At 52.2% G+C, this 17,651-nt stretch carries 16 protein-coding genes; 7 read left to right on the top strand and 9 right to left on the bottom strand.

Annotated elements, in window-relative coordinates:
- Positions 1 to 6: 6 nt before the first annotated feature.
- Complete coding sequence (locus EFER_RS01895) at positions 7 to 435, top strand: TOBE domain-containing protein (RefSeq protein ID WP_000301061.1); 429 nt, start codon at positions 7 to 9, stop codon at positions 433 to 435.
- 20 nt (positions 436 to 455) lie between these two features.
- On the opposite strand, the gene EFER_RS01890 is transcribed toward EFER_RS01895, so the two are convergent.
- The 6 genes from EFER_RS01890 to EFER_RS01865 all read right to left on the bottom strand — a co-directional run bounded on the left by EFER_RS01890 (position 456) and on the right by EFER_RS01865 (position 6,235).
- Positions 456 to 818 carry a nitrous oxide-stimulated promoter family protein gene (locus EFER_RS01890; protein ID WP_000015477.1) on the bottom strand — a complete coding sequence of 121 codons (363 nt, stop codon included), beginning with the start codon at positions 816 to 818 and terminating at the stop codon, positions 456 to 458.
- A gap of 172 nt (positions 819 to 990) precedes the next feature.
- Positions 991 to 1,842: a DeoR/GlpR family DNA-binding transcription regulator gene (locus EFER_RS01885; protein ID WP_000192919.1), complete on the bottom strand. Its 852-nt coding sequence runs from the start codon at positions 1,840 to 1,842 to the stop codon at positions 991 to 993.
- Between the two features lie 88 nt (positions 1,843 to 1,930).
- A complete protein-coding gene (locus tag EFER_RS01880) occupies positions 1,931 to 2,881 on the bottom strand; it encodes a D-ribose ABC transporter substrate-binding protein (RefSeq protein ID WP_000282431.1) in 951 nt (316 codons plus the stop codon).
- Positions 2,882 to 2,967: 86 nt separating this feature from the next.
- Positions 2,968 to 4,023, bottom strand: coding sequence for an ABC transporter permease (locus EFER_RS01875; protein ID WP_024256380.1), 1,056 nt, complete (start codon positions 4,021 to 4,023; stop codon positions 2,968 to 2,970).
- A gap of 17 nt (positions 4,024 to 4,040) precedes the next feature.
- A complete protein-coding gene (locus EFER_RS01870; protein ID WP_000811528.1) occupies positions 4,041 to 5,585 on the bottom strand; it encodes a sugar ABC transporter ATP-binding protein in 1,545 nt (514 codons plus the stop codon).
- Positions 5,582 to 6,235: a DUF2291 family protein gene (locus EFER_RS01865; RefSeq protein ID WP_024256379.1), complete on the bottom strand. Its 654-nt coding sequence runs from the start codon at positions 6,233 to 6,235 to the stop codon at positions 5,582 to 5,584. The genes EFER_RS01870 and EFER_RS01865 overlap by 4 nt, the downstream gene beginning before the upstream one ends.
- A 406-nt stretch (positions 6,236 to 6,641) precedes the next feature.
- On the opposite strand from EFER_RS01865, the gene EFER_RS01860 reads away from it, so the two are divergent.
- The 6 genes from EFER_RS01860 to pphB all read left to right on the top strand — a co-directional run bounded on the left by EFER_RS01860 (position 6,642) and on the right by pphB (position 15,233).
- Positions 6,642 to 8,204: an FGGY-family carbohydrate kinase gene (locus tag EFER_RS01860; RefSeq protein ID WP_000370226.1), complete on the top strand. Its 1,563-nt coding sequence runs from the start codon at positions 6,642 to 6,644 to the stop codon at positions 8,202 to 8,204.
- 20 nt (positions 8,205 to 8,224) lie between these two features.
- A complete protein-coding gene (locus EFER_RS01855; RefSeq protein WP_001290829.1) occupies positions 8,225 to 9,748 on the top strand; it encodes a glycerol-3-phosphate dehydrogenase in 1,524 nt (507 codons plus the stop codon).
- Positions 9,749 to 9,758: 10 nt separating this feature from the next.
- Entirely contained in the window at positions 9,759 to 10,691 is a 933-nt protein-coding gene (locus tag EFER_RS01850) for a sugar phosphate isomerase/epimerase family protein (protein ID WP_001218513.1), read from the top strand.
- A 26-nt stretch (positions 10,692 to 10,717) separates the two neighbouring features.
- Entirely contained in the window at positions 10,718 to 11,671 is a 954-nt protein-coding gene (locus EFER_RS01845) for a sugar-binding transcriptional regulator (RefSeq protein ID WP_000876522.1), read from the top strand.
- Between the two features lie 238 nt (positions 11,672 to 11,909).
- Complete coding sequence (gene mutS, locus EFER_RS01840; protein ID WP_001272891.1) at positions 11,910 to 14,471, top strand: DNA mismatch repair protein MutS; 2,562 nt, start codon at positions 11,910 to 11,912, stop codon at positions 14,469 to 14,471.
- A 105-nt stretch (positions 14,472 to 14,576) separates the two neighbouring features.
- Positions 14,577 to 15,233 (top strand): protein-serine/threonine phosphatase, encoded by a 657-nt coding sequence (pphB, locus tag EFER_RS01835; RefSeq protein WP_001141288.1) that lies wholly within the window; start codon positions 14,577 to 14,579, stop codon positions 15,231 to 15,233.
- Positions 15,234 to 15,274: 41 nt separating this feature from the next.
- Here the strand turns inward: pphB and EFER_RS01830 are convergent, their stop codons facing one another.
- The 3 genes from EFER_RS01830 to EFER_RS01820 are packed head-to-tail and all read right to left on the bottom strand — an operon-like array spanning position 15,275 to position 17,542.
- Positions 15,275 to 15,511, bottom strand: coding sequence for a non-oxidative hydroxyarylic acid decarboxylases subunit D (locus EFER_RS01830; protein WP_000562985.1), 237 nt, complete (start codon positions 15,509 to 15,511; stop codon positions 15,275 to 15,277).
- Positions 15,512 to 15,521: 10 nt separating this feature from the next.
- Positions 15,522 to 16,949: a non-oxidative hydroxyarylic acid decarboxylases subunit C gene (locus EFER_RS01825; RefSeq protein WP_000863233.1), complete on the bottom strand. Its 1,428-nt coding sequence runs from the start codon at positions 16,947 to 16,949 to the stop codon at positions 15,522 to 15,524.
- Complete coding sequence (locus tag EFER_RS01820; RefSeq protein ID WP_001237173.1) at positions 16,949 to 17,542, bottom strand: non-oxidative hydroxyarylic acid decarboxylases subunit B; 594 nt, start codon at positions 17,540 to 17,542, stop codon at positions 16,949 to 16,951. Before EFER_RS01820 ends, EFER_RS01825 begins: the two co-directional genes overlap by 1 nt.
- Between the last annotated feature and the right edge of the window lie 109 nt (positions 17,543 to 17,651).

Here is a 17,651-nt window from a genome sequence, read left to right as displayed (position 1 = left end):
GGCAATATGGCAGTTTCAGCACGTAATCAATTAATCGGAACAATAAGCGCACTGGCATTGGGTGCCGTCAATGATGAAGTTGAACTCACACTGGCTGGTGGGGCAAAACTGGTAGCGATTGTAACCCGCAGGAACCAGCTGGCACTGGGACTGAAAAAAGGAAAAGAAGCCATTGCTCTGATTAAAGCGCCGTGGGTAACTCTGGCGACTGAGGATTGCGGCTTAAAATTTTCTGCCCGTAACCAGTTTGCGGGTCGTGTTTCTCAGGTAACTGAAGGTGCGGTCAATGCCACGGTACATATCAAAACTGATGCAGGTTTTGAGCTTGTGGCTGGTATTACCAATGAAAGCCAACACGAGATGAAACTGTCTCAGGGAAGCCGCGTGATTGCACTGATTAAAGCATCTGCCATTCTGATTGCGATGCGCGCTTAATCGCATGATGCCGGAGTGTCTTACTGCTTTCCGGCATTCTCTTTTTTCCGCTGATATCTCTCCGGCAACTCCGGTACCGGGCGCTTGTCGTCGATAAGATGACGCACGGTTAACATTGGATGGCGCCATAACATTCGCGGCCCCGCCCAGCGCATAATCTGCTTCATCTCCTCACGCTTAGCTGGCTGATAACAGTGCACCGGGCACTGCTTACAAGCTGGTTTCTCTTCGCCAAATATGCATTTATCCAGCCGTTTTTGCGCGTAGGCAAACAGTGCGTCGTAATGCCCTTCCTCAGTGGAAGCCTCAGGACAACGGTTTTGGTAGAGTGCAATCATTTTCTGAATGGTCAATTTTTCTCGAGCAATACGTTTGCCGGACATGCTGCCTCCTGACTTTGTAAGGTGCATTTATTCTACAACTTTATCGAGTGACGGGCTATTGTAGGTAGGATGGAGGAGACAACTGAATATTGGTGCGAAGAAAGGGGTGATTAATCAGTATGTCTGAGAAGCATAGCGCTTTAACATTTCCCAACCGTTCGCCGCATAATTACTATTCCGCTTTCACTTTCATTCCAGCGACAACCACATTTACCCCCAAATCTTTAAGGTGGCGTAATACCTGCACAGGCGTCCCCTGATTAACAATGACCGCATCAAACTCCCTTAAATGAGCGAACTGATACAAAGCGCGGCGCTCAAATTTAGTATGGTCCATCAATAAGAAACGCTTTTCTGCAGATTCAAACATCGCCCGTTTCGTTTCTACGGTTTCGGCTGACTGATGAAATACCGTATCGCCCATAATTGCCGACATACTGACAAAAAAGGTATTCGCCCGCAGGCCGGCAATTTCTTCTCGTGTCATATGCCCCATAAACGCATTGCACCAGTTGTGGTACTGCCCCCCCAGCCCTAATAAGGTTAAATCCCGGATGTTTTTAAGTTCATTCATTAAGGTCAATGAATTAGTAATCACGGTCAGAGGGGTTCTGGCTGGCAGGTAACGCGCCATCTGAAATACCGTTGTTGAGTCATCGAGAAAAATAGCCTGCCCAGGTTCAAGATAAGTCACCGCCACTTCGGCGATAGCCTGTTTCTCTTCCAGTTGACGGGTTGCGCGATAGAGATCGCTGGATTCAACCAGGCTGGTCGATGTTGCCGAAACCACGCCACGGGATTTATGCAGCAGTCCACGTTCGGCAAGCTCATCGATATCCCGGTGGGCGGTCATTAAACTAATACCGTAGCGCTCAGTGATCTCCTCAATACGAATCGCCCCTTCCGCCATAACCGCTTCAACAATGAGCTGACGACGCGCCAGCTGCCGTGCCTGTCGGCTATCGCCTGGCAGCGTTTCAGCAAGAAAGAGATTGAGAGAATGATCCTGAGACATTTGCGTCATAACACTTCCGGGTTTGTATTGCCGGGATTGGCAGCGAGTAATAAGAATATCATAAAGGGGGGCGAAAACGCCCCCGCGGGTCACGGCACTATTCTGACAACATAAACGGTGCCGTAATTTTAGCTGCGTTCTCTTTAGTGATTAAAATACAGTCAAATAACTGTTTCTCGGATGACGCGCCTGTTTTGCCGGTTTTGAGGAAAGTGTCAGCCTGTTCAATGGCTTTTGCCGCAAACGTGGCAACTGGCTGCATAACGGTATAAGCCAGTGTGCCGTCTTTTACCGCATCAACGGCATCTGGCGAACCATCAAAGCCGCCGACCGTTACCCCTTTCAATTTTCCGGCTTCTTTCAGTGCCGCTATTGCCCCTAATGCCATTTCATCGTTACCGCTAATCACCCCTTTCACATTGGGATTTGCCTGTAACAGTGATTGCATCTTGTTGTATCCCTGAGTGCGGTCCCAGTTTGCTACCTCCGACCCGGATTTCTTCAAATCAGGATACTGGCTAAGTACCGTTTCAAAACCGTTAGCGCGGGTTGCGGAGTTATTGTCTGAAGGTGGCCCTTTCAGTTCTACATAATCACCGTTATCGCCCACCAGTTGCACCCATTGCTGGGCCGCTAACGCCGCGCCTTGTGCGTTGTTAGAAACCAACTGTGCCTTCGCCAGCCCGCTTTGATTCAGTTCAGCATTAATCACAAACACCGGAATATTGGCGGCGATCGCTTTTTTCACCGATCCGATTGATCCATCTGCGTTAGCCGGATCGAGAATAATCGCTTTGGATTTATTGGTAATTGCCGTGTCGATCAGTTGGCTTTCGGTGTTGGTATCGCCTTTATGCGCACTAACCTTGGCGGTATAACCCATTTTTTCTGCCGTTTTTTGCGCAACGTCCCCTTCCGTTAGCCAGTAAGGGTTAGAAGGATCGTTAACGATAATGGTCATCAGCCCTTCCGCCCAGACTGGCGTGGCGAAGGCGGTCATCACCACGGTGGTTGCAGCCAGAATAAAACGTCTACTTTTGTTATACATAGCGTTGTTGCTCCGTTATTTTAGGGTAAAGTTTTGGAACGATTTCAGAACGGATACAACCGGGTTCCGTGCTGGATAAAAACTCACTAACGCCCCCGACGACCGTATTGCAGGGTGTTGAGCAGCACTGCCAGAACAATCACCGCTCCCGTGAATACGGTCTGCCAATACGCAGACACACCAATAATGACCAGACCGTCAGAGAGAAAACCGATAACAAAAGCGCCGAGAAGTGTGCCGCGCACGTTGCCACGCCCGCCGGTCAGCGCAGCCCCACCGATCACAACGGCAGCAATGGCGGTAAGTTCGTAAGTCGTGCCTGCCGTCGGACCGGCAGAGGTTAGCTGAGACGAAAGCACCAGTCCGGCCATGGCAGCGCAGATCCCGGAAAGGACGTAGACGCTGATTTTGACGCGTTTCACCGGAACGCCCGACAGCTCCGCCGCGCGTTCGTTACCACCAGAGGCATAAAGCCAACGACCAAACGCCGTTTTGCTCAACAAAAAACCACAGGCCAGCGCGACGATCCCCAGAATCAATACGCCAATCGGCACGGTGAAGATTCGATTAAATCCTAACCAGTCAAAACCGGTATTTCCCAGAGATTCACTGCCCGAGAGCTTGTTGTAGGTCAGGCCGTTAGTAATGAGTAAAGCAATGCCACGGGCGACATATAAAGATCCGAGCGTTGCCACGAAAGCAGGTACCCGACACCATGCAATCAATATCCCGTTGACCAGCCCCACCAGTGCGCCGACGGCAAGTGTCAGAATCGCAACTGCCCAGACCGGGAGATAAAGCACGACGCCCAGCGCTTCAATATTGATCCCCTGCATCATGAAACCGGCACATACTCCCGCCAGCCCGAGCGTGGAGCCAACCGAGAGATCGATACCGCCATTAAGGATCACCAGCAGCATACCAATGGCTGGCAGGCCGAAAATCGCCACATGCGAGGCCATCGTCAGGAAATTTGCGCCGCTAAAGTAATTTGGCGAGAGTGATGAAAACACCGCAATAATCACCAGTAAGGCGATAAATGCGCGGCCTTCAAGCAGGATATGCGCAAGCCCTGGGCCTTTTTTGGTGCGTAGTTTTATCTCTGGCTGAATGTCCGCCAGCGACTGGGTTCTGTCTGTCATGGTTTTCGCTCCCGTTTTCATTGTTGTGCCACCACGGACTCACCGGAAGCCGCCATGATGCGCTCTTTGCTTACCCCGGAATCAAACACTGCCGAAATGCGTCCTTTACTCATCACCACCACCCGGTGAGCAATACTCAGACACTCACCGACTTCTGATGTGGAATAGATCACGGCTAAGCCTTTTCTGGCGTTTTCCGCCAGTAAACGGAAAACTTCCGCTTTTGCCCCAATGTCGATTCCCCGACTGGGTTCATCTAATAAAATCACCTTCGGATTGGTGGCTAACATTTTGCCTATGACCACTTTTTGTTGATTGCCGCCAGAAAGAGAACCGATTGCCGCCTCTCCCCCCGCCGTTTTGACGGTTACGGTACGAATGCTGTCCGCGATGAGCTGCTTTTCCTTTCGTGCCGATAACATCAGCCCGCGAATAAAGGTGTTAATGCTGGAAAGCGTCAGGTTTTCGCCCACGCTCATTGTCTGGACTAAGCCGTCTCGCTGGCGATCTTCCGGCACTAAAGCCAGCCCACTGGCGATACGCTGTGAGATGGAGAGAGAGGAAACATCCTGATCTTCAAGAAGAATGGTGCCGGAAGATTGGGATAAACGCCCCGCAACGCACTCCATAAGCTCCGTGCGTCCGGCCCCCATCAGGCCATAAATACAGACAATTTCTCCGGCCCGAACATCCAGCGAGAGGTTATCGACAAGCCGAATTCCTGCTTTCCCCTTCACCGTCAGGCCGTTAATTGCCAGCGCAGGCGACCCGAACGCATAGCCTTCGGGCGGCGATCCCAGGTCAAAGTGCTCACCAACCATGTTGTGCACAATCCAGTCGAGATCGATCTCATTGCGCCGTGCATACGCCGTCATCACGCCATCGCGCAGTACAACGGCCCGGTCGGTAATTTCCAGCGCTTCTTCAAGGTGGTGAGAGATATAAACAATGGCAACGCCGTGGCTGGTGAGATCGCGGATAACCTGGAATAACACATCGACTTCCGCCGCACTCAGCGCCGATGTCGGTTCATCCATAATGAGGATTTGCGAATTCACCGACAACGCGCGGGCAATTTCGACGATTTGTTGCTGCCCGAGGCGAAGGTTTTCCACTGGTGTTAGCGGATCAATATCTTCTTCCAGGGAACGCATCAAAAATTCGGTGATGCGATATTCTTCGGCATAATCCACCACGCCCGAGGTTATGATTTCCCGCCCGATAAAAATGTTATCGCGCACATTCATATTCGGGGCGAGATTTAACTCCTGATGAATAATAGAAATACCGTTATTTCGCGCATCGTTGGCAGAGTCGAATATTTTGACTTCACCATTAAGGACAATCTCACCGCTGCTGGGGGTAATAATGCCGGAAAGAATTTTCATCAGTGTCGATTTACCGGCCCCATTTTCACCAAATAAGGTCGTCACTTCGCCGCGTCGGATATCAAAGTTAACGCCTTTCAGCGCATGCGTGGAGCCATAAACCTTACTGACATTGCGGGCAGAAAGAATAATTTCACCTTTCGTCAATGCGGGATGTAATTTTAGCTGTTTCATTTCGCCTCCAGACTAACAGGAACAACTAACCAGTTGCCTGGAGTTAACAGACGAAATACACCAACCACAGTGATATTTTTACCCGGCAGCGTTTCGCGATCTAACTTATCCAGCAGCGTATTTTTTAATGTCCGGTTAAGCGCGGCCCCCGCATTTTGATATTCGATCTGGTTAGTGAAATCGCCAAAATGAATCTCCCCGGTGGCATCACGTAATTCCGTGCCGGTTAATACCGGGCCAGTTTGCAGGCGTAATTTCACATCTTCAGGGAAACCTTCCACGTGAATGTTATAAATACCGGATTTGCCCTCTCCCACCAGCCCCTCAAAGCGCACCGGGATCACCGGTAACGTCGAACCAACGCCATATTTTTTGACGGCCTCGGGTTGATTCGTTTTTAGCGCTTCGGCGAGTTGCGTGGCATCCACCGCTCGGGATTCGATGCTGCTTTTAACGCCGGGAAAAGTTTTATCTCCATAGATCTCAGCGGAAAAAATCCCTTCTTTTTCAGTCTGTTGCTCACTTATTTTGACCACCTTTGTATCGGCGGCCATTGCAATAAATACCGCGACAATCACGATGCCAATAACCGTAAAGCGCCTGGCGCGACGACGTGAATGTTGAGAAGCAAGTGCGGAAACACCAGACATAATGTTGACCTCACAGACAGTTGGCACAGGCGTATTGTCCCGACCCAATGTTATAGATAAGATAACTATATGTGATGAGAATTGTTCGTTTGTTGCCTGGTTGTCAACTGCAAGACGTTTGTTTTTATCGATAGCGCGATCTGGATCTAACATTTTTATCTCATAAACATTTCATCAGACTCCCCATAACACGGCGGCTCACTAGCGGAAATAATCGGCTTAACGCGGCAAATTTGTGATCCAGCCCGCTCTCCTGAGTGAAATTTATTCCCACTTAAGAAAAATAATTCACCAGTAATGTTAAGTTTGTGATAAATGTTAAGTAACGTTATTACTCAATAAAAGTTACACGTAATTAACAACTATTTTTGCAACCACTGCGGTCAACCTGATAACAGAGGCATCGATGGATAATCGTGACATCATTCTTGGGCTGGACTCCGGCACTTCAGTCGTAAAGGCCGTGGCGTTTGATCTTGAGGGTGAACAAATAGAGTGCGCTTCCGTACGCAATAGCTATTCACGCAGTGCGGGCGGCGCAGCGCAACAGTCCATGGAACAGACCTGGCAGGATGCCGTGGTGTCTATCCGCAAACTTGCTGAACGTGTGGAAAATCTGGCTGAGCGTGTGGTTGCGATTGCTGTCACCGGGCAAGGCGACGGCACCTGGCTGGTGGGCCACCAAAACCGCCCGGTCGATGACGCCTGGATTTGGCTGGACGCCCGCGCCGCGCCTACCGTTGAGACTCTTTCGCGCTCACCGCTGGCGCGTGCACGCTTTGAAGCAACGGGAACAGGGTTAAATACCTGTCAGCAAAGTGCGCAGATGGCGCATATGGACCGCTTTTATCCGCAGTTGCTGGACAACAGCGAGGTGGCGCTCCATTGCAAAGACTGGCTGTATCTGAATTTAACGGGTATCCGGGCGACCGATCCTTCCGAAGCCAGTTTTACCTTTGGTAATTTTCGCCACCAACGCTATGACGATCTGGTTATTGCGGCGCTGGGGCTTGAGCATCGTCACCATCTTCTGCCTGAGATTATCGACGGCAGTAACATCACCCACGCGTTAACCAAAGAGGCCGCGGCGCTTACCGGGCTACGCGCCGGGACGCCCGTCAGTCTGGGTTATGTCGATATGGTGATGACGGCGCTGGGAGCAGGCGTACATACCGGCGAGGCAAATACCGCCTGTTCGATTGTCGGCTCAACAGGCGTGCATCTTCGTAGCGTATCGACCGACAACGTGTGGCTTAACAGTGAGCAAACAGGGTATGTCATTCAACTGCCCTGCCCTGGTTATGTCACCCAGGTGCAAACCAATATGGCATCGACCCTTAATCTCGACTGGCTATTACATGTCGCCAGTGAGCTGTTGGCAAGCTTTGGTTGCGAAGTCAGCCACGCCAGACTGGTCCAGCATCTTGATCGCTGGCTCAGTGAGGCAAAACCCGGTGCCTTGCTGTATCACCCCTATATTTCCGAAGCCGGGGAACGTGGGCCTTTCGTCAATGCGAATGCGAGGGCAAGTTTAGTTGGCCTGAGTTATAGCCACGGTTTTGCGGATCTGGTTCGCGCCGTCATTGAAGGGATCGGCTTTGCCGCACGGGATTGTTATCTGGCAATGGGTGAGCAATTGCCCGGCGAATTACGTCTTACCGGTGGCGCGATTCGTTCGCCACAGCTTCGTCAGGTGCTATCAGCCTGCCTTGGCGTGCCAGTTCGCAGCAGCAAACGTGAAGAAGCGGGTGCCGCCGGAGCGGCAATGATGGCTGCCGTCGCTATCGGCGCGTATCCCTCCATGGAACAGTGCATTGCAACATGGGTAACACCGCTTCTCGATGCCCCTGAACCCCCATCTTCCGCGCTGACTGACCGTTACCAGCATTTATTTAACTGCTACCAGCAACTTCGCCGCGAACTGCCACCAGCCTGGAATGTATTAAATCCCCCGTCAGCCGCATGTTAATTTGATTTATGGAGTCAGCCATGAGTGAAAAGATTCTTGATCTGTTTGTTATTGGCGGTGGCATCAACGGTGCGGGTATCGCACGTGATGCCGCCGGGCGCGGGCTATCTGTCGCCATGTGTGAAAAGGACGATCTGGCCCAGGGCACATCTTCTCGTTCCGGCAAGCTGGTACATGGCGGGTTACGTTATCTGGAATATTATGAATTTCGTCTGGTCCGTGAAGCGCTTATCGAACGCGAAGTGTTGTTAAATGCGGCACCGCATATTGTCTGGCCGATGCGCTTTGTCCTTCCGCATAGCCCAGGCGATCGTCCGGCATGGCTTGTCCGTATGGGGCTTTACTTATATGACCACCTGGGTGGGCGTAAAAAACTTCCCGGTACACGGATCCTCGATTTACATCAAGATCCGGAAGGCGCGCCAATCAAAAATGCGTATCGCAAAGGGTTTGAGTATTCCGACTGCTGGGTAGATGATGCGCGACTGGTCTCACTGAACGCACTGGACGCCGCCGAGCACGGAGCCACTATTCTCACCCGTACGCGTTGTATCTCCGCCCACCGCGCTGCCGACGCATGGGTTATCACATTACAAAACACTCAAACTGGTGAACAACAGACGCTGCGTGCCAAAGCGCTGGTCAATGCGGCTGGCCCCTGGGTTCTGGAGATAATCAACCAGGTGACCCAAACCCGCAGCAGCCGCAACGTTCGTCTGGTGAAAGGTTCACACATCATCGTGCCGAAATTCTGGGAAGGTCAGCAAGCCTACCTGATGCAAAATAACGATAAACGCGTCATTTTTATTAACCCGTATGAAGGCGATAAGGCACTGATTGGCACCACCGATATTCCCTGGGAAGGTGATGCTGACTCCGTGACTGCCGATGACAGCGAGCAGCAATATCTGCTGGATGTGATTAATCGTTATTTCAAAATTCAGCTCTGCGCCAGTGATGTCATCACCCGTTTTTCCGGGGTCAGGCCACTGTTTGATGATGGCAAAGGTAACCCTTCGGCAGTAACGCGCGACTATGTGTTTGAGCTTGATGAGCAACAACAATTGCCGTTGCTCCATGTGTTTGGCGGGAAAATCACCACCTTCCGTAAACTGGCGGAACACGCCCTGCAAAAACTGAAACCCTTTTTTCCGCACATGGGTGCCGACTGGACGCGCACAGCAGTGCTGCCCGGCGGAGAAATAGCCGATGCCGATTTTGAAACTTTCCTGCAATCCATGAAAAGCCGTTACAACTGGTTACCTCAGCATCTGTGTAAGCATTACGCCCGTCTGTATGGCGCGCGGATGCCACAGCTGTTAGGGGAAGCTACGAGCCTTGAGGAGTTAGGCCTGCACTTCGGCGGTCTGTTTTATGAAGCCGAAGCGCGTTACCTCATCGAAAAAGAGTGGGCGAAACAGGCGGATGATATTCTTTGGCGACGGACCAAGCATGGTCTTCACCTTAGCGACGATGAGCAACGGGCCTTTAGCGGATGGTTTACCGCCACCAGACATTCGCCACTACAGGCTAAAGCCAGCTAAGGAGAGAATAATGGCGCTTTCTTTGTCTTTAAATACCAATCCATTGGTTAACCGGATTGCGACGCCGGAAGATCTGCTTAATACCATTGCCCGGCAAATTCGTATTCGGGATATTCAGCTTACTCATGAATTTATCAACCCAGGCTGGCCTGCGTCGACGATCGCCCAGATGCTGCGGCGAATGAAAAAAGCCCAGCTTTCCACCGGGGTACGTGTGACATCCGGTATGACCGGGCCTTATGGTCGGCTAAACCATTTCGGGCATCCGGATGCGTCAGTACGCCGTTACTACATCGACTGGTTTAAAACTTTTGCGGATATCACGGCTGAACTTGGCGGTGACGCCATTGGTTCACAGTTTGCGATTTTCACGCAACAGGATCACAACGACCCACAGCAGCGGGAAGCGTTGATTAACATCGCCATTGATTGCTGGGGAGAAGTGGCAGAACACGCAAAATCTGCCGGATTAAAATATCTCTTCTGGGAACCAATGAGTATAGGCCGCGAGTTCGGTGAAACCATCCCCGCTTGTCTGGCGCTGCAAAACAGACTGAGCGCGGCCCCGTTTGCCATTCCCATGTGGATGATGGCAGATATTGATCATGGTGATGTCACCTCACCCGATCCGCGGGATTATGATCCGTATGCCTGGGCGCAAGCCGTTCCCCGCTACTCGCCTATTATTCATATAAAGCAAAGTATGCAGGATAAAGGTGGGCACCGCCCCTTTACTGCTCAGTACAATAAACACGGTCGCATTCAGCCAGAAGCGTTACTGAATGCCCTGGCCCGTGGCGGCGCTAAAGATAATGAGATATGCCTGGAACTGAGTTTCAAAGAACGGGAACCGACCGACAGCCTGACTTGCGCTGAAATAGCCGAAAGCGTTGCCTACTGGGCGCCTTATATTGATACCGGCGTTGAGGATTTGAATATCTGAACGCTGTAAAAAGTCTGGAACAAGAGATGAAATATATGGATAGCGACGAGACACTTAGTTTGCGTGCGGCATGGCTGCACTATGTTGGCGGTCTCACCCAGGCGGAAGTGGCAAAACGGCTGGGATTGCCATCGGTGAAAACGCATCGACTGATTGCCCGCGCCGTATCTGAAGGCGCGGTTAAGGTCAGTATCGAGGGTGATATTGTAGCCTGCGTAGAACTGGAGTCGCAGTTAGCAAAACGCTTCGGCCTCACATTTTGTTGTGTGGCGCCGGATACCGCAGAGGAAGGACTCCCGGTCCGCGCACTGGGGATGGCAGGCGCGGATTACCTTCGCAACATACTGAAAAATCATCCTGATATCACCATAGGAATGGGCCATGGGCGAACCCTTTCTGCTGCTATTCATCAGCTACGCCAAATCGATGCCCATCAGGTGCGCTTTGTTTCGCTGCTCGGCTGCCTGACGCGCAATTACGCCCTCAATCCCCATGATGTTATGCATCGCATTGCCGAAAAAACCGGAGCTCAGGCTTATATGATGCCCGTGCCATTCATCGCCAATAGTGTTGAAGACAAAGAAGTGATGCTTTCTCAACACGGTGTGCGTCAGGTGTTTGATATGGCAATGGGTAGCGCAATGAAATTAGTGGGGATTGGTACTGTGGAACCCGCAGCTCAGCTGGTGGAGGCCGGGATGATCGACGTGAGTGAAATTAATGCGATATCAGCCTCGGGGGCAATAGGCGAGATTTTAGGCCATTTCTTTACCGCCAAAGGTCAACGAATTGATAATGGTTTGACCGCCAGGACAATGACAATTCCTTTGGATCTGCAACGCCGCGACAATATTGTGGCACTGGCGGGTGGGCCAACGAAAATATCCGCCATCCAGGCGGTGCTGGCCAGTGGGCTTATTAATGGTCTAATTACTGACGAATTAACGGCCAGGGCATTGCTTGATGCAACAGCAGACTGACACATACTGAGAGTTATTGTTTACTCCGGGAAGTTTCAGAGCAAAAGTGTGAGCCTTCTTCCTCCCCTTTTTTTACCCAATGCAATTTACACACACTTCAGGAATAGCGATCGCGAAGCCACCTTTCCTCGCTTTCCCTGAAATAGCTATCTCCGTTATCATGTGTTCCTTCTGCGATAACAACGAAAACAAAAAAACATCGCTATTCACTTAAAATCAGGGAACCGGACATAACGCCATGAGTGCAATAGAAAATTTCGACGCCCACACGCCAATGATGCAGCAGTATCTCAAGCTGAAAGCCCAGCATCCCGAGATCCTGCTGTTCTACCGGATGGGTGACTTTTACGAACTGTTTTATGACGACGCAAAACGTGCGTCACAACTGCTGGATATTTCACTGACCAAACGCGGCGCTTCAGCGGGCGAGCCGATCCCGATGGCGGGGATTCCCTACCATGCAGTGGAAAACTACCTCGCCAAACTGGTGAATCAGGGCGAGTCCGTTGCCATCTGCGAACAAATTGGCGATCCGGCGACCAGCAAAGGTCCAGTTGAGCGCAAAGTTGTGCGTATCGTTACGCCGGGCACCATCAGCGATGAAGCGCTGTTGCAGGAGCGTCAGGACAACCTGCTGGCGGCTATCTGGCAGGACAGTAAAGGTTTCGGCTACGCGACGCTGGATATCAGTTCCGGTCGTTTTCGCCTGAGTGAACCGGCTGACCGCGAAACGATGGCGGCAGAACTGCAACGCACTAATCCGGCGGAACTGCTGTATGCAGAAGATTTTGCTGAAATGTCGTTAATTGAAGGTCGTCGCGGTTTGCGCCGTCGTCCGCTGTGGGAGTTTGAAATCGACACCGCGCGCCAGCAGTTGAATCTACAATTTGGCACTCGCGATCTGGTCGGTTTTGGCGTCGAGAACGCGCCGCGCGGACTTTGTGCCGCCGGTTGTCTGTTGCAGTATGCGAAAGATACGCAACGCACGACCCTGCCGCATATTCGTTCTATCACTATGGAACGTGAGCAGGACAGCATCATTATGGATGCCGCAACGCGCCGTAACCTGGAAATTACCCAGAACCTGGCGGGCGGTGCGGAAAACACGCTGGCTTCTGTGCTCGACTGCACTGTAACGCCGATGGGGAGTCGTATGCTGAAACGCTGGCTGCATATGCCAGTGCGCGATACCCGCGTGTTGCTTGAGCGCCAGCAAACTATTGGCGCATTGCAGGATTTCACCGCCGAGTTGCAGCCGGTACTACGTCAGGTTGGCGACCTGGAACGTATTCTGGCGCGTCTGGCGTTGCGTACCGCTCGCCCACGCGATCTGGCCCGTATGCGTCACGCTTTCCAGCAACTGCCGGAGCTGCGAGCGCAGTTAGAGAATGTCGATAGTGCACCAGTGCAGGCGCTGCGTGAGAAAATGGGCGAGTTTGCAGAGCTGCGCGATCTGCTGGAGCGGGCAATCATCGACACACCGCCGGTGCTGGTACGCGACGGTGGTGTTATCGCATCGGGCTATAACGAAGAGCTGGATGAGTGGCGCGCGCTGGCTGACGGCGCGACCGATTATCTGGAGCGTCTGGAAGTTCGCGAGCGTGAACGTACCGGCCTGGACACGCTGAAAGTCGGCTTTAACGCGGTGCATGGTTATTACATTCAGATTAGCCGTGGACAAAGCCATCTGGCACCCATCAACTATATGCGTCGCCAGACGCTGAAAAACGCCGAACGCTACATTATTCCAGAGCTAAAAGAGTATGAAGACAAAGTACTCACCTCGAAAGGTAAAGCGCTGGCACTGGAAAAACAGCTTTATGAAGAGTTGTTCGACCTGTTGTTGCCGCATCTGGAAGCGTTGCAACAGAGCGCGAGCGCACTGGCAGAACTCGACGTACTGGTAAACCTGGCGGAACGGGCCTATACCCTGAACTACACCTGCCCGACCTTCATTGATAAACCGGGCATTCGCATTACCGAAGGTCGCCATCCGGTGGTTGAACAGGTACTGAATGAGCCGTTTATCGCTAACCCGCTGAACCTGTCGCCGCAGCGCCGCATGTTGATCATCACCGGTCCGAACATGGGCGGTAAAAGTACCTATATGCGCCAGACCGCGTTGATTGCGCTGATGGCCTACATCGGTAGCTACGTACCGGCGCAAAAAGTCGAGATTGGCCCGATCGACCGTATCTTTACCCGTGTAGGCGCGGCTGACGATCTGGCATCCGGGCGTTCAACCTTTATGGTGGAGATGACCGAAACCGCCAATATTCTGCATAACGCCACGGAGTACAGCCTGGTGTTGATGGATGAGATTGGGCGCGGAACGTCCACTTACGATGGTCTGTCGCTGGCATGGGCGTGCGCGGAAAATCTGGCGAATAAGATTAAAGCGTTGACGTTGTTTGCCACCCACTATTTCGAGCTGACCCAGTTACCGGAAAAAATGGAAGGCGTCGCCAACGTGCATCTCGATGCACTGGAGCACGGCGACACCATTGCCTTTATGCACAGCGTTCAGGACGGCGCAGCGAGCAAAAGCTACGGTCTGGCGGTTGCTGCTCTGGCGGGCGTGCCAAAAGAGGTGATTAAGCGCGCACGGCAAAAACTGCGTGAGCTGGAAAGCATTTCGCCGAACGCCGCCGCTACACAGGTTGATGGTACGCAGATGTCTTTGCTGTCAGTACCGGAAGAAACCTCGCCAGCGGTCGAAGCACTGGAAAATCTTGACCCGGATTCACTGACTCCGCGTCAGGCGCTGGAGTGGATTTACCGCTTGAAGAGTCTGGTGTAATAACAATTCCCGATAGTTTTTTGCTATCGGGAATATTAACGACAACTGACGAATCAAATAAAAATACCCTGTATAATAGGAAATCTTATTTTACAGGGTAAAACCATGCCATCTACACGCTATCAAAAAATTAATGCCCATCACTATCGCCATATATGGGCCGTTGGTGATATTCATGGTGACTATCAATTATTACAATCCCGCTTACACCAATTATCTTTTTGTCCCGAAACTGACTTTCTTATTTCTGTCGGCGATAACATTGATCGGGGGCCGGATAGCCTTAACGTGCTGCGCCTGTTAAACCAGCCCTGGTTTACCTCCGTCAAAGGCAACCACGAAGCGATGGCGCTTGATGCATTCGCGACTGGCGATGGTAATATGTGGTTAGCCAGCGGTGGTAACTGGTTTTTCGATTTAAATGATTCAGAGCAAAAAGAAGCTATAGATCTGTTGCTGAAATTTCATCACCTCCCACATATTATTGAAATCACTAACGACATCATAAAATATGTCATCGCACATGCGGATTATCCAGGTGATGAATATCAGTTTGGAAAAGAAATAGCAGAAAGCGAATTACTCTGGCCTGTTGATCGTGTACTGAAATCGCTCAAAGGCGAGTTACAGGAAATAAACGGCGCCGACTGCTTTATCTTCGGTCATATGATGTTTGATAACATCCAGACGTTCGCCAACCAGGTATATATTGATACCGGATCGCCGGAAAGCGGGCGGCTGTCGTTTTATAAAATCAAATAACGTGGCCGGGTAAAGCAAAGCCTCTACCCGGCCCTTTTTTATTAGCGCTTATCTGCCGCCAGCAGCGGCGGAATGCTCGGCACCATTGGCGCGTCATCAATATCTTTTTGAGTCATACGGAACGCTTGCGGGTAATGTTCGCGGCTGGTGCGGCGTAGCGGTTCAGTATCGCGCCAGGTATAAAGGCAATGCTGGCACTGGTAGACCGTCCAGACATCTTTCACCGGCGATTTCGCCATCACTTCAATCTGTTCATCGGCACAACGTGGACAAATCATCTTGTTCTCCTTATTTACGTGCGGCCAGCATAGCGGTCAGTTTTTCAGCCCAGGCTTTGGTTTCCGGTAAGTCCACCACCGGCTGGCTGTAGTGACCACGGTTGTCCGGGGCGACAGGCGTAGTGGCGTCGATAATCAGCTTATCGGTGATCCCCGCCGGGCTTGAGCCAGGGTCGAGTTCCAGTACTGACATATTCGGCAACTGCACCAGATCCCCTGCCGGGTTCACTTTCGACGAAAGCGCCCACATCACCTGCGGCAGGTTGAACGGATCAACGTCTTCATCGACCATAATCACCATCTTCACGTAGCCCAGACCGTGCGGCGTGGTCATCGCACGCAGGCCCACCGCGCGGGCAAAGCCGCCGTAGCGTTTTTTGGTGGAGATAATCGCCAGCAGGCCGTGGGTGTACATGGCGTTCACCGCCTGCACTTCCGGGAACTCGGCTTTCAGTTGCTGATACAGCGGCACACAGGTGGCTGGCCCCATCAGGTAGTCGATTTCGGTCCACGGCATACCGAGATAGAGCGATTCAAAAATCGGTTTGGTGCGGTAAGAGACTTTATCGATGCGCACTACGGTCATGTTGCGCCCGCCGGAGTAGTGGCCGGTAAATTCACCGAACGGCCCTTCAATCTCGCGTTTACGGCTTTCGATAACGCCTTCGAGGATCACTTCTGAGCCCCACGGCACATCAAAACCGGTCAGCGGGGCGGTGGCGATCGGGTACGGGCTTTCGCGTAGTGCGCCAGCCATTTCGTACTCTGATTGATCGTATTTCAGCGGGGTGGCCCCCATCAGGGTGATGATCGGATCGTTACCGAGCGTGATCGCAATCGGCAGATCTTCACCGCGCTCTTCTGCTTTATGCAGATGCAGGGCGATATCGTGCATCGGCACCGGTTGCAGGCCGAGCTTACGCTTGCCCTTCACTTCCATGCGGTAGATGCCGACATTCTGCTTGCCGAAATTATCCGGGTCGAGCGGATCGCGGGAAACCACGCACGCTTTGTCGAGATAGAAACCGCCATCGCCATCGTTTAAACGAAACAGCGGCAGAATATCGAACAAATTAATCTCGTCGCCATCGACGGTGTTCTGCGCCCAGACCGGATTCGCACGGCGCTCCGGGGCAATGGGAAAGTTATCCCAGCGGCGGATAAACTCATCAATCTGTTTTTTAACCGGGGTGTTTGGCGGCAGGCCGAGGGAAATCGCGTGGTTCTGCCAGGAGCCGATGGTGTTCATTGCCACGCGGGCATCGGTAAAGCCGCGAATATTGTCAAACCACAGCGCCGGTGCACCGTCGCCGATACGCCCGGTGGCGTTGGCAGCGGCTGCCAGATCCGGCTCGGCGTTCACTTCTTCACTGATTTTCAGTAACTGACCGTAGTCATCAAGCGCCTGTAAAAAGCTGCGTAAATCATCAAATGCCATTATTCATTCTCCTGGGAAAAATTCCGGGCCTGCGGCAATCCTTGCCAGCGCCTGGCGTGAGGATGTTCGAGGCCAAATTGATCCAGCACGCGGGCTACCACGTGGTGGACAATGTCATCTACCGTTTCGGGATGGTTATAAAAGGCAGGCATCGGCGGCACCATCGCCACGCCCATGCGCGAAAGTGCGAGCATATTTTCGAGATGGATGGTGCTAAGCGGCATTTCACGCGGCACCAGCACCAGTTTGCGGCCTTCTTTGAGCACGACGTCCGCCGCGCGCCCTACCAGGCCATCGGCGTAACCAGCGCGGATACCGGCGAGCGTTTTCATACTGCACGGAATAACGATCATACCGTCGGTACGAAAGGAACCTGAGGAGATGGTTGCGGCCTGATCCGCCGGGTTATGGCAGAAGTCTGCGAGGGCAGCAACATCGCGGGCGTTGTAAGGCGTTTCCAGTTCAATGGTGGTTTTCGCCCACTTCGACATCACCAGATGAGTCTCGACATTCGGCATCTCCCGCAGCGCTTGCAGTAATGCCACACCAAGAGGCGCTCCGGTGGCCCCTGTCATCCCGACGATCAGTCTCATTGTTAATTCTCTTAATTGTTCGTATACGAACGTTATTATTAAAATACGCCTCTGTTCTCATCGCGGCAAGCACTGAAAAGTAACAACATCCCCTGCGTCACTGAAAAAC

This window comes from Escherichia fergusonii ATCC 35469 (assembly GCF_000026225.1).
GTDB lineage: Bacteria > Pseudomonadota > Gammaproteobacteria > Enterobacterales > Enterobacteriaceae > Escherichia > Escherichia fergusonii.
Note: the sequence above shows the minus strand (reverse complement) of the source record. Positions and strands in the feature narration are given on the sequence as shown.